The organism is Streptomyces sp. NPDC057474 (assembly GCF_042802555.1).
Lineage (GTDB): Bacteria > Actinomycetota > Actinomycetes > Streptomycetales > Streptomycetaceae > Streptomyces.
The window spans coordinates 1-13,115 of record NZ_JBHVDX010000059.1; the positions used below are offsets into that span (position 1 = coordinate 1).

Consider the following 13,115-nt stretch of genomic DNA (forward strand, 5'->3'; position numbering starts at 1 on the left):
GCTCAGGAGGCCGTGCCGTACGCCGGGTCCTTCATCAGGAAGGTGGCCAGCGGCTTGGTGTTGTCTACGGCCAGCGCGGTGAAGGTGACACCGAGCTTGATGGAGGCGGTGCGGGTCAGCGACAGCTCCTCGGTCTCGGTGACCTGGCCGCGGGCGACGACGAAGCGGTATGTGATGTCCGTCCCGTCGCTGAACTCGATGCCCAGGGCCTTCTCGTTGAACTTCGGGTCGGCGGCCAGGTCGTACTTGTAGACGCCGGAGTTGGCGGCGGTCTCGGCGACGGCGTCACCGCCCATGAAGAACGGCAGGGTGTCCTCGTTCAGCTGGAGCAGCTGGAACTTCACCGTCAGGTCGCGGTCCGAGTAGATGAACCGGGCCGGGGACACGGACTGCCAGGTCTCGACCGGGTCGAGCTTGTCCTTCTTCGCCAGCTTGATGCCGTCCTGGGAGGTGTAGCCGAGGTCCTTCCAGTCGGCCGCCCACGCGGAGGTGACATCGGTCGGCACGGTCGTCCCGACCGGAGCGACCAGGATGCGACCGGTACCGGCGACACGGATCTCGTTGGCGTTGCTGCCTGCCATGCGTAACTCCTTCAGAGAGGTGAATACAGAGGGGTTGTGCTTGCCGCGCCCCTTCAGCGGCGCGAGGCTGTGTTTGATATGCGGCTCCGCCGCGTGGGCGCGATCAGCCACACCCGGCCCGCACTCGCGAACCGTCATGGCGGACCGAGCACTCAGGCGGGACGAATGTGCAGCCGGACAGTCGCGTAGTAGCGATTGGCGGCGGCCCGATTCCAGTCCGGCAGCCAGCGGGGCCCGTCGGCCTCGACCACATCCGCGACGTACGCCGTCCCGTACGACGTCCCCCGCAACGCGATCAGCGCGGAACGAACCGTCAGGGCCAGCGCGTGCGCCGCCGTCTTGGTGGGCCCGTAGACCTCGAAGTCCACGAGCGGCTGGTCCAGATGCAGGTCGTCCACCCAGGCCCCGCCGGCGCGGGAGACCAGGACTACCTGCTGGGTGCCGTCGAACCCGCTGGGCGGAACGTTGTCCACGGTCGCGGTGGAGAGTTCGGCGCGGTCGGTCAGGAAGTCGACGACGAGTCGTTCGACATCCGGGAAGGTGACCGTCGGATCGGCCACGGTGAGACCTCCCTTCTCTTGTGTCGGAGGTATGCGAAACGGCGGGGCCGTGCCCCCTGGGGCACAGCTCCGCCGCTGCACCAACTGTGACACGTTGCGAGCGCGCGCGCAACATTTGTTTTTCGCACACCTGCCGAACGCCCCGAAACGCACGTTGCCCCGTCACACCCAGAGGTGTGACGGGGCAACGAAGATCGGTTCTGCCGACGTCCTCTCAGCCGCGTCGGACCCGCCCCCGCGTGGCCCGCTCGGCCGCGAACACGTCCTCCAGCCGGAAGAGGTGGGTCCGCCCCTGCCGTCCGGCGGCCTCCAGATGGCCCAGCTGAACCCATTTCCGTACGGTCGCGGGGGCCACCCCCGCCTCCGCCGCGGCGGCCGCTCCGGTCACCAGCGTGTGCGATGAACCGGTCGGCCCGGCAAGGGAGTTGCCCATCAGGCGGCCCCCGCCTCGGCCATACCCTCGAACTCGTCCGCGCCGTCGATCAGCGCGGCGATCTCGCCCGCGTCGGCCCCTGCCTCCGCCGCGAGCTGCGCCCAGCCGGTCTCCGTCCAGCTGTGCCGGTGGGCGGTGTTGTCCGCGCATGGGCACTCCTCGTCGGTGCAACGGCACCCGGGGTTGACGCACAGGACCGTGCGCCAGGCCGGCATGGCCCGCAGGGAGACCGAATCGCACCACGGGCAACGGCCGTTGACGCGCACCAGGGTCTCGGGGTCGCCGAGCGTACGCCCGCAGCGGCGGGCCATCCGACGGCTCTCGTCGAGGACGTGCCGGGCGAGTACGGGATGCCCGGCGACGCCGTCGAGCAGGGCGACGATCCGGCCCAGCCGCTGTGGCACGTCCGCGCGCGGGGGCCGGCCTAGCCCGAGTTTCTCCCACACCGCCTCCTCCAGTTCGACCACCCCGTCGGTGATGTCCCGTACGGCGTCGGAGACATGGAGGCGAATCGGGGCGGCGCTGGTGCCCAGCGGGGCGAGACCGTGCTGCGCGCCGAGCAGGGCCTCGGCGCGCTCCGCGGTGTCCCGCCGGCCCAGGGCGTGAAGCGCTGCGGGGCCCAGTGGCGGGCGGGAACGGGTCCCGGCGCCCGGGCGGCCCGGTGCCAACTCGCGCAACAGCTCGGGGAATTGGCGCCGCAGGATGTCGATCCAGCGGGCGGCGCGGGCGGTGTGCTGGGCGGCGAGGACTGAGGTCATGGTGGACACACTCCGATCTAGGGCAACCAGGAGCCCTTCGACGGCAAGAGCCGATCGACGGCAACCAAGAGCTGGGGCGGCGGCAACTGAGGGGAAAGGAGAGTCTCCTGTTGTTGCGAGCCCGCACACAGCTTCACATGTTGCGATCTCGCGCGCAACAGAGATCGAGGATCACACGGGCAAGCGGAATGGGGTTGCGCCGAAAATCGGCCATAGGCCGGTTCGGGGCGGATCGAGGTCAGAACAAGGCCGGATTGACGAATGGCCTCACTGAATCTTTACTCGTGCGTGCGCGCAACTGCATAGTTCGCGTGCGCACGACCGTTAAGGTGGGGGTAGCCGAGGGGAGCGTCCACACATGAAGAGCGATGCCGAACACATCAACGAGTTCGCAGCCTGGATAGAAGGCGTGATGCGAGCGCGCGGGTACGACATCGACAGCCCGCGCGGCGGCGGCAAGACCAAGCTCGCCGAGGACGCGGGGGTGCACCGGGCGGCCATCACCCGGCTGCTGCAACGCCAGAGCATGCCTGACCTGGAGACGATGCGGGGCCTGTCCCGTGCGCTCGGCATCCCGGTCCGGGATGTCCTGATCCGATCGGGCAAGCTGACCGAGCAGGACCTGCCGCAGGCCTCGGCGCCACCCGAGACCGGCGCGGTCCCCGGCGACCACGCGCTCTCCGCCGAGCAGGCGGCGACCGCGCTCGGCATCCCGGAACACCTCCGGGCGGCCTTCGTGCAGATCACCGAACAGCTCAGGCTCGGCACCACCACCGGCCCGGCGATCCCGGAGGCGGGCGCGGACGGCCAGGCGGGCAACTGACCGACGGCAACTGACCGACCCGGCCCGGTCCAGGACAACTTCGACCACGACCTCCAGCGGGTCCTGGACGGCCTGGCGACCCGCCTCTGACGTCTCCCCGCACCCAGGGCCGCCCATGGCATCCGCCGTGGGCGGCCCTTTTCCGCGCCGGCCTCAGGTCTGCTTCTGCTTCTGCCTCTCCAAGCCCACCTCGAAACGACGTGCGTCCTTCCTCGAAACGACGTACGCCCTTGCGCACACTGTTCGCAATGCGTACAGTGTTCCTTGTCGCCGCACAGTGTGCGGCGGGCCCGAATCGCCCGCCCCTCGAAGGGACAAGCCATGTCGCAGACCACCCCCACCCCCGCCCGCACCCTCGACCTCGCCCACTGGCAGCACCGCCTCGACGCCCTCCGCGCCGCCCACGACGTCCCCGGCGCGACCCTCGCCTTCCTCGTCGACGGTGAGGTCCACGAGCTGGCGAGCGGTGTGCTGAGCAGGGCGACCGGCGTCGAGGCCACCACGGACTCCGTCTTCCAGCTCGGCTCGATCGCGAAGGTCTACACGGCCGCCCTCGTCATGCAACTGGTGGAGTCCGGCGAACTCGACCTGGACGTTCCGGTGGTGAAGGTGCTGCCGGAGTTCGCGACCGTCGACCCGGCGGCCACCGAGGTCATCACGCCCCGCATGCTGCTGTCCCACACCAGCGGCCTGACCTGCGACTTCCATATCGACACGGGGCGTGGTGACGACGCGATCGCCAAGTACGTCGAGGCCGCGAAGGGCGTGGCGATGGACTGCCCGCCGGGTACGGCGGTGTCGTACAGCGGGATCGGATACGTCGTACTCGGCCGGATCGTCGAGGTGCTGACCGGCCTGACCTGGGACCAGGCGCTCAGGGAGCGGGTGTTGGCGCCGCTCGGGCTGGCGCACACGATGACGCTGCCGGAGGAGGCGCTGCCGTTCCGCGCGGCCATGGGGCACATGGCGGGGGAGGACGGGACGCAGGTCCCGGCCCCGGCCTGGGACCTGATGCCGCGCGCGGCCGGACCGGGCGCCCGGGTGCTCGCCACCGCCGGCGACGTGGTCCGGTACGCGAAGGCCCACCTCGACGGCGGGGGCCAGATCCTCCGCCCCGAGACCGTGACGGCCATGCGGGCCCGCGAGACCGACGTACCCGACAAGTGGACGGTCAGCGCCGACGGCTGGGGCCTCGGCTGGACGCTGTACGACTGGGACGGCGTCCCGGGGTACGGGCACGATGGTGCCGCGACCGGGCAGTACGCCTTCCTCCGGGTGGTGCCGACCGAGGGTGTCGCCGTCGCGCTGCTCACCAACGGCGGCTCCTCGCGCCTCCTCTACGCCGACCTGCTGCGCGAGCTGATGGCAGAGCTGGCCGGGATCACGATGCCCGCGCCGTTCGCCCCCGCCGAGCGGCCGCCCGCCGTCGACATCACGCCCTGGACCGGTACGTACAAGAGGGAGGGCGTCGTCATCACGATCGGCGAGAGGAACGGCACACCGCACCTCACCTACGCCTTCGTCGACGGCATGGTGGGCTACTCGCCGGACCTGGAGATGGAGCTCGTCCCCCTGTCGGACACGGTCTTCGCCGGGTCGGGCGGCGGCGCCTCGTTCGCGGAGGACTGGATGCCTGTGGTCTTCGCCACGCTGAGCGACGGCACGCGGTGCGCCTACATTGGCATGCGGGCCGCGCCCAAGGTGGCGTGACCGCACGGTATGACGCTCTGCTCACCGATTCCTCACCGACCGGGCCGCGCGCTCGTGAGAGCAAAGTTCCTTTCCGGTCACTCGGTGCCACAGGCAGGAAACGCGCTCTCCCTACCTTCGGGACTCATCACCCCTCATCACCGCATCGCAACACCCGAGCCGGAGAACCGTGGAGGCGTCATGACAGCCCCGAGTACTGCCCCCGCTGCAAGCAGGGGAGGCCGCTGGATCGAGCACTGGGATCCGGAGAACGAGGCCTTCTGGAACGAGACCGGCGAGAAGGTCGCCCGCCGCAACCTCATCTTCTCGGTGCTCTCGGAGCACATCGGCTTCTCCATCTGGACCGTCTGGTCGGTGATGGTGCTGTTCATGGGCCCCGAATACGGGCTCACCCCGGCCGACAAGTTCTTCATCGTCTCGATGGCCACGCTGGTCGGCGCCATCGTCCGCATCCCGTACACCTTCTCGGTGGCGATCTTCGGCGGACGCAACTGGACGATCGTCTCCGCGAGCCTGCTGCTCATCCCGACCGTCGCGGCCTTCGTCGTGATGGAGCCGGGGACGTCGTTCAACACGTTCCTGATCTGCGCGATGCTCGCCGGCATCGGCGGCGGCAACTTCGCCTCCTCCATGACCAACATCAACGCCTTCTTCCCGCTGCGGAAGAAGGGCTGGGCGCTCGGCCTCAACGCGGGCGGCGGCAACATCGGTGTCCCGGTCGTTCAGCTCATCGGTCTCGCCGTCATCGGGGCCAGCGGCGGTCCGCGCGTGCTGCTCGGGATCTACATCCCCTTCATCGTCATCGCCGCCGTCCTCGCCGCGGTCTACATGGACAACATCTCGTCCGTGAAGAACGACACCGGTGCCGCCAAGGACTCCGTTAAGGAGGCCCACACCTGGATCATGTCCTTCCTCTACATCGGCACCTTCGGTTCCTTCATCGGCTACAGCTTCGCCTTCGGCCTCGTCCTGCAGACCCAGTTCGGCCGTACGCCCCTGGAGTCCGCGTACGTCACCTTCATCGGCCCCCTGCTCGGCTCGCTGATCCGGCCGGTGGGCGGCGCGCTCGCCGACAAGTACGGCGGCGCCAAGATCACCCTGTGGAACTACGTCGGCATGGCCGCCGCCACCACCGTCATCGTCATCGCCTCCATGCAGAAGTCGCTGCCGCTGTTCACCACCGCGTTCATCGTGCTCTTCGTCCTCAGCGGCCTCGGCAACGGCTCCACCTTCAAGATGATCCCGGGCATCTTCCAGGCCAAGGCCCTCGCCAAGGGACTGGAGGGCGAGGAGGCCGCGGCCTACGGACGCCGCCTCTCCGGTGCCTCCATGGGCATCATCGGCGCGGTGGGTGCGCTCGGCGGCCTCGGCATCAACCTGGCCTTCCGGCAGTCCTTCCTCACGGTCGGCTCCGGCACCGGCGCCTTCGTCACCTTCCTCGCCTTCTACGGGCTCTGCTTCGTGGTGACCTGGGCCGTATACCTTCGCCGCCCGGCCTCGAACGCCTCTGCGACGACGACCACGACGGAGTCGAAGCCGCAGCTCAGCTACGTCGAGGTGTGACATCGCCCATGCGGTGACACGCGTGACGTAACACCAGCGACATCCACCCGAACCGAGCCTGTCACGCACCGTTGACAGGCTCGTTCGGCATGGGAGGCGCACCAATCGGTGCATCGCCCGAGAGCATCGACTGAGTGCAACGAACTCGACTGCGGGACGAGAGCCATGTACGACGAACAGCAGCGACCCGAGCGATCAGATCGAGCCGATCGACCAGACAGGACGCATCTGATGGATCGGATGGATCGGACAGCGCAGCCGGAACACGGGCCGCTCGCGGGGTTCACCGTGGGGGTCACGGCCGCCCGCCGGGCCGACGAACTCGGGACACTCCTCCAGCGCCGCGGAGCCGCGGTCATCCACGCTCCCGCCCTGCGTATCGTGCAGCTCGCCGACGACAGCGAGCTGCTCGCCGCGACCAAGGACCTGCTCGACCAGGCGCCCGACATCGTGGTGGCGACGACGGCCATCGGTTTCCGCGGCTGGGTCGAGGCGGCGGACGGCTGGGGCCTGGGCGAGGCACTCCTGGACCGGCTGCGGGGCGTCGAAGTCCTGGCACGCGGACCGAAGGTGAAGGGTGCGATCCGGGCCGCAGGCCTCACCGAGGAGTGGTCCCCCTCCTCCGAATCGATGGCCGAAGTGCTCGACCGGCTGCTGGAGCAGGGTGTCGAAGGAAGCCGTATCGCCATCCAGTTGCACGGCGAACCGCTCCCCGGCTTCGTGGAGTCCCTGCGCGCCGCCGGAGCGGAGGTCGTGGGCGTCCCCGTCTACCGCTGGATGCCCCCCGAGGACATCACCCCCGTGGACCGCCTCCTCGACTCGACGGTCGGCCGCGGCCTCGACGCCCTCACCTTCACCAGCGCCCCGGCGGCGGCGTCCCTGCTCTCCCGTGCCGAAGGCCGGGGCCTGCTCCCGGAGCTGCTGAACGCCCTGAACCACGACGTCCTCCCCGCCTGCGTGGGCCCGGTGACGGCCCTCCCCCTCCAGGCCCACGGCGTGGACACGGTCCAGCCCGAGCGTTTCCGTCTAGGCCCCCTCGTCCAGCTCCTCTGCCAGGAACTCCCCGGCCGCGCCCGCACCCTGCCCATCGCCGGCCACCGCGTGGAGATCCGCGGCCACGCGGTCCTGGTCGACGGCGCCCTCCGCCCCGTCCCCCCGGCCGGCATGTCGTTGCTGCGCGCGCTCTGTCGCAGGCCGGGCTGGGTCGTCCCCCGCTCGGACCTCCTCCGAGCCCTCCCCGGTGCCGGCCGCGACGAACACGCGGTGGAAACAGCCATGGCCCGCCTCCGCACGGCCCTCGGCGCCCCGAAACTGATCCAGACGGTGGTCAAACGCGGCTACCGCCTGGCGCTGGACCCGGCGGCGGACACGAAGTACGACGCGTGAGGGGGAGGGTGCGGCGTCTTGTTCGGCTGCGGGCCGGTGGGGGCTGGCCGCGCAGTTCCCCGCGCCACTGAAAAGCAGGGGCTGCGCCCCGCGCTTTTCGGCCCGCAGGCCGTCGTCCTTCAGGGGCGCGGGGAACTGCGCGAGCAACCACGACGAACCCACGGCCGGGGGTCGAAGGGACACAGCCCCTGGGGGACGGGACGGGTCGGGTAGGGGGCGGCGGGGGCGAGCACATCCGGCCGGACCCCAGAGGGTTCCAGCACAGGGTGCGGCCAGGCACTGTAGGGGGTACGTACCCCTAAAGGCGCGCCCCTGCCAGTCGGCACCCAAGGCGGTGACAGGCACATGGCACAAGACCCCCGCTTCGACTGCGGCCACCTCTGCCTGGACTTCCTCGCGACCACCCACCCCGAGGAACAACTCGACTCGGCGGACAGACTGCGCACCTGGATCACCGCGGCCGGCCTGGTCCCCGAGGGCACCCCCCTCGACCACATCGCCCCGCCCTGGCTCGTCGGCTTCCGAGAACTGCGCGGACATATCGGCCAGTTGGTCCGCGGCGAACCGGACCGCAAGCCCGACTCCCGCCCCTTCGACATCTCCCTGGCGAGGGTCAACGAACTGGCCTGCGCGGCCACCCCGGCCCCCCGGGCCGTCCGCACGGACGACGGCGTCCTCGCCCGTGCCCTGGACCGGACCCCCGACTGCGCGGCCCTGCTCGCCCTGATCGCCCGCGACACCGTGGAGCTGCTCACCGACCCGGTGGCCTGCGCGGGCCTGCGGCAGTGCGCGGGCGACAACTGCCCCATCGTGTACGTCGACACGTCCCGCGGCCGGCGCCGCCGCTGGTGCTCCAGCGAGATCTGCGGCAACCGCGAACGCGTGGCCCGCCACCGCCGCCGAGCGGCCCTGGCCCGCGCCTAGCCGCCTCAACGCACGCCGCTCGCGCCCTACTTCCTCCTGTTGGCGCGGAATTGCCCATCCGCCTTACCCGGCGCGCCAGTTGGTCAAACCCCATGTCCCCGTAAAGAAGCAGCAGTGCTGTTTTTCACATCATGACTTGGGTGTCTTCACGATTCCCGTCCATACGTGCCGGTTTAACAACGGATATGGACACACTTGTCCCCCAGTTGCCCCACCCGCACCGAGTTGAATCGAGAAAGTTGTGGCTCAACTCTGAACACACAACTGATTACCTACGTATCCCGATGTGAGCGACCGACTGGGGGAACCCCCGGACACCGGAGGTAGCCGTGCGCAAGGATTCTGCTGTGGCCGATGAACGCCCGCACAGGGCACGACATCGCGCATCACAGCCCTCAGAGCCAGACGAGGAGCTGATGCGCGCGCTGTACCGCGAGCACGCTGGACCCTTGCTCGCGTACGTGCTGCGTCTGGTCGCGGGCGACCGCCAACGCGCCGAGGACGTTGTGCAGGAAACTCTCATCCGGGCCTGGAAGAACGCCGGTCAGCTCAATCGAGCGACCGGATCGGTACGCCCCTGGCTGGTGACGGTCGCACGCCGCATCGTCATCGACGGCCACCGCAGCCGGCAGGCCCGGCCGCAAGAGGTCGACCCGTCGCCGCTGGAGGTCATCCCCGCGGAGGACGAGATCGACAAGGCGTTGTGGCTGATGACACTGTCGGACGCGCTGGACGACCTGACCCCTGCCCACAGGGAAGTCCTGGTCGAAACCTATTTCAAAGGGCGTACGGTCAATGAGGCGGCCGAGACGCTTGGCATCCCCAGTGGCACCGTTCGCTCCCGGGTGTTCTACGCCCTGCGGTCGATGAAGCTGGCTCTAGAGGAGCGCGGGGTGACGGCATGAGCAACATCTACGGGGGGTATGGACCGGGAATGCCCGGGTCTGTACAAGGAGCCCAAGGTTCCGGTGACAACGTCCATGAAACCGTCGGCGCGTACGCCCTCGGGATACTGGACGACGCCGAGGCCACCCAGTTCGAGATGCATCTCGCCACGTGCGAGTGGTGCGGCCAGCAGCTCGACGAGCTGGCCGGTATGGAACCGATGCTGGCCGCGCTCGCGGACCTGCCCGCAGCCCAGGGCACACCGGCGATCGGCGAGTCCCTGTCCGCGAAACCGACCACCGGACTCGCGGACCGACTGGTCGGCGAGGTCGTCCAGCACCGCGCGAAGAAGAGCCGACGCAACTTCTTCATGCTGGCGGCCGGTGTCGCCCTGATCGTCGGCGGCCCGACCGCGGTGTTCGCGACGACGGGCGGCGGCGACGAGGACCCACAGAACAACGTGCTCTCCAGTCCGGCGCAGGATTCCTTCATGCACATGGAGGCCAAGGACAAGGTCTCGTCCACCGACGCGTCCACCGCGGTCACCGCCACGGTCGGCACGGAGTCCAAGGCCTGGGGCACGCACGCGGTCCTGGAGCTGAAGAACGTCAAGGGCCCGGAGAAGTGCTCGCTCATCGCCGTCGGCAAGAACGGCGAGCGCGAGACCGTCACCTCCTGGTCCGTCCCGGAGTGGGGCTACGGCATCAAGAACGCCAAGACGGAGCAGGCCAGGAACCCGCTCTACGTCCACGGCGGCGCCGCCTTCACCCCGGACCAGATCGATCACTTCGAGGTCCTGACCTTCAGCGGGAAGAAGCTCGTTTCGGTCAAGGCATGACACGTCGAGGCGAGTGGTGAACGGACCCCGGTCGGGCGCATAGCCTGTCGGGGTCCTTTTCGCGTACGGTAGACGGCTGCCCAGCACGTCAGAAGGGGGCCCGGGTGGCCGCTCAGGTTCAGCAGGAAACGCTCGACTCCGCTCACGACTCGGTGCGTGAGAAGGAGATCGGCGTCGAACAGGAACATCTGGACCGGGTGTACCGGCGCCTCGAGGAGAAGATCCATGAGGCCGAGTTCCTGATGAACGACGCGGCCCAGCGTGGTCAGGTCGGCACTCCAGGCGCGCTCGCCGAGCGGGACGCCCAGGTCTTCCGCGCAGGCGTCCATCTGAATCGCCTGAACAACGAGTTCGAGGACTTCCTCTTCGGCCGTATCGACCTGCTCCTCGGCAAGGACGGCAAGAAGGGCCCGGACGGCGCGTACACCGCCCTCGAGCCGGCGGAGGGCGCCGTCCGCCCCGACAGCACCGCCGACATCGCCGAGACCCTCCACATCGGCCGCATCGGCGTCCTGGACTCGGAGTACGCGCCACTGGTCATCGACTGGCGGGCCCCGGCGGCCGCTCCCTTCTACCGGTCGACCCCGGTCGACCCGGGCCGGGTCGTACGCCGCCGGGTCATCCGCTCCAAGGGCCGCCAGGTGCTCGGCGTCGAGGACGACCTGATGCGCCCCGAGCTGAAAGCCTTCCTCGACGGCGGCGAACTGTCCGTCATCGGCGACGGCGCCCTCATGGCCGCCCTCGGCCAGGCCCGCAGCCACACCATGCGCGACATCGTCGCCTCCATCCAGGCCGAACAGGACATGGTCATCCGTGCCCCCGCCGCCTCGGTGACGTACGTCGAGGGCGGCCCGGGCACGGGCAAGACGGCCGTCGCCCTGCACCGGGCCGCCTACCTCCTCTACCAGGACCGGCGCCGGTACGCGGGCGGCATCCTGATCGTCTCCCCGACCCCGCTGCTGGTGGCGTACACCGAGGGAGTCCTGCCGTCCCTCGGTGAGGAGGGCCAGGTCGCCATCCGCGCGATCGGCTCACTGGCCGAGGACACGGGCGGCGTAGAGGCCACGCTGTACGACTCCCCGGCCGTGGCCCGGGCCAAGGGCTCGTACCGCATGCTCAAGGTGCTGCGGAAGGCCGCCCGGGGCGCGCTGGAGTCGAGTGAGGCGCCCACCCGCCTCCGGGTCGTCGCCTTCGGCCGCCGCCTCGAACTGGAGGCCCCCGAACTCGACCGCATCCGCCGCAACGCGCTCGGCGGCACGGCCCCCGTCAACCTCCTGCGCCCCCGCGCCCGAAAGCTCCTCCTCGACGCCCTGTGGGCCCGGTCGGGGGCGGCCGGCCGTCACAGCGACCCGGAGCTGGCCGCGGAGCTGCGTTCCTCCTTCGACGAGGACATCACGAGCGAGGACGACTTCATCGCCTTCCTCGACGCCTGGTGGCCCGAGCTGACGCCGCGCGGAGTGCTGGCGGCCATGGCCGACGAGCGCTGCCTCGGCCGCTGGGCCCGGCGCATCCTCAACCCGGGTGAGGTCCGCCGTGTCGCCCGTTCCCTGAAACGGGAGGGCCTCTCGGTCCACGACGTCGCCGTGCTGGACGAACTCCAGGCCGTCCTCGGCCTCCCGGCCCGCCCCAGGAAGAGGCGCGACCTCGACCCGCTGGACCAGCTCACGGGCCTGGAGGAGCTGATGCCCGTACGCGAGGAGACCCAGCGGGAGCGGGCCGAGCGGCTGGCGCAGGAGCGGACCGAGTACGCGCACGTCATCGTCGACGAGGCGCAGGACCTGACCCCGATGCAGTGGCGGATGGTGGGCCGTCGCGGCCGACACGCGACCTGGACGGTCGTGGGGGACCCCGCCCAGTCGTCCTGGTCCGACCCGGACGAGGCGGCCGAGGCCCGCGACGAGGCCCTGGGCACCCGCCCCCGCCGCCGCTTCACCCTCACCGTCAACTACCGCAACCCCGCCGAGATCGCCGCACTGGCGGCGAAGGTGCTGGCGCTGGCCATGCCGGGCTCCGAGTCCCCCTCGGCGGTCCGTTCCACCGGCGTCGAGCCCCGCTTCGTCGCCGCCGCCCGCGACACCCTCTCCCGCACGGTCCGCTCGGAGGCCGCCCGCCTCCTGGACCTCGTCGACGGCACCGTCGGCGTCGTCGTCGCGATGAACCGCCGCGAGGAGGCCCGCCGGTGGCTGGCCGGGCTCGGAGACCGTGTCGTGGCTCTCGGCAGCCTGGAGGCCAAGGGCCTGGAGTACGACGCGACGGTGGTCGTCTCACCGGCGGAGATCGCCGACGAGTCCCCGGCGGGGCTGAGGGTGCTGTACGTCGCCCTCACCCGGGCGACCCAGCAGCTGACCCTGGTGTCGGGGGAGCGGGACGAGCCGGACGAGACGGGTGTACCCGACCTGTTGAGGGACTGACCCGGAGAGTCGGTCGGCTGCGGGTGGCGGGTGGCGCGAGCAACCACACGCCACCCGCACCCGCCGAACCACCCCGACCCCCCGAGTTCGAAGGTGCCCCGAAAACAACTCCCGTACGGAATGGCCTTACGGGATCTGTTTGTTAGCCTGGGTGTGGCACCGGCTCGATCCAAGCCCCCGGGCCCAACCTTCGTCGCTCAGAGCGACCACTTGCCGCGAGGCGAGCATGGCGGGTCGGTGCCA

12 protein-coding genes are annotated in these 13,115 nt (G+C 70.0%); 8 read left to right on the top strand and 4 right to left on the bottom strand.

Annotated features, from left to right (window positions below; all coding sequences use genetic code 11):
* Window positions 1–2 precede the first annotated feature (2 nt).
* The 4 genes from ACFU53_RS18780 to ACFU53_RS18795 all read right to left on the bottom strand — a co-directional run bounded on the left by ACFU53_RS18780 (window position 3) and on the right by ACFU53_RS18795 (window position 2,332).
* Entirely contained in the window at window positions 3–581 is a 579-nt protein-coding gene (locus tag ACFU53_RS18780) for a phage tail protein (protein WP_383993158.1), read from the bottom strand.
* Between the two features lie 152 nt (window positions 582–733).
* On the bottom strand, window positions 734–1,141 hold the full coding sequence (locus tag ACFU53_RS18785; protein WP_383993159.1) for a hypothetical protein: 408 nt from the start codon (window positions 1,139–1,141) through the stop codon (window positions 734–736).
* Window positions 1,142–1,355: 214 nt separating this feature from the next.
* Entirely contained in the window at window positions 1,356–1,574 is a 219-nt protein-coding gene (locus ACFU53_RS18790) for a hypothetical protein (protein WP_383993162.1), read from the bottom strand.
* Entirely contained in the window at window positions 1,574–2,332 is a 759-nt protein-coding gene (locus tag ACFU53_RS18795) for a hypothetical protein (RefSeq protein ID WP_383993165.1), read from the bottom strand. The genes ACFU53_RS18790 and ACFU53_RS18795 overlap by 1 nt, the downstream gene beginning before the upstream one ends.
* A gap of 358 nt (window positions 2,333–2,690) precedes the next feature.
* Here ACFU53_RS18795 and ACFU53_RS18800 point away from each other — a divergent pair, with 358 nt between their 5' ends.
* The 8 genes from ACFU53_RS18800 (at window position 2,691) to ACFU53_RS18835 (ending at window position 12,872) form a co-directional block, all read left to right on the top strand.
* Window positions 2,691–3,155, top strand: a complete 465-nt coding sequence (locus ACFU53_RS18800; protein ID WP_383993168.1) for a helix-turn-helix domain-containing protein — start codon at window positions 2,691–2,693, stop codon at window positions 3,153–3,155.
* A gap of 321 nt (window positions 3,156–3,476) precedes the next feature.
* Window positions 3,477–4,865: a serine hydrolase domain-containing protein gene (locus tag ACFU53_RS18805; protein ID WP_383993171.1), complete on the top strand. Its 1,389-nt coding sequence runs from the start codon at window positions 3,477–3,479 to the stop codon at window positions 4,863–4,865.
* A gap of 180 nt (window positions 4,866–5,045) precedes the next feature.
* Window positions 5,046–6,428 (top strand): nitrate/nitrite transporter, encoded by a 1,383-nt coding sequence (locus tag ACFU53_RS18810; RefSeq protein ID WP_383993174.1) that lies wholly within the window; start codon window positions 5,046–5,048, stop codon window positions 6,426–6,428.
* Window positions 6,429–6,659: 231 nt separating this feature from the next.
* A complete protein-coding gene (locus ACFU53_RS18815; RefSeq protein WP_383993177.1) occupies window positions 6,660–7,814 on the top strand; it encodes a uroporphyrinogen-III synthase in 1,155 nt (384 codons plus the stop codon).
* 345 nt (window positions 7,815–8,159) lie between these two features.
* Window positions 8,160–8,738 (top strand): CGNR zinc finger domain-containing protein, encoded by a 579-nt coding sequence (locus ACFU53_RS18820; RefSeq protein WP_383993179.1) that lies wholly within the window; start codon window positions 8,160–8,162, stop codon window positions 8,736–8,738.
* 329 nt (window positions 8,739–9,067) lie between these two features.
* Window positions 9,068–9,643, top strand: a complete 576-nt coding sequence (locus ACFU53_RS18825; RefSeq protein WP_013003188.1) for a sigma-70 family RNA polymerase sigma factor — start codon at window positions 9,068–9,070, stop codon at window positions 9,641–9,643.
* 29 nt (window positions 9,644–9,672) lie between these two features.
* On the top strand, window positions 9,673–10,461 hold the full coding sequence (locus ACFU53_RS18830) for an anti-sigma factor family protein (protein ID WP_383993181.1): 789 nt from the start codon (window positions 9,673–9,675) through the stop codon (window positions 10,459–10,461).
* A gap of 104 nt (window positions 10,462–10,565) precedes the next feature.
* Window positions 10,566–12,872: a HelD family protein gene (locus ACFU53_RS18835; RefSeq protein WP_383993184.1), complete on the top strand. Its 2,307-nt coding sequence runs from the start codon at window positions 10,566–10,568 to the stop codon at window positions 12,870–12,872.
* The last annotated feature ends 243 nt before the right edge of the window (window positions 12,873–13,115 follow it).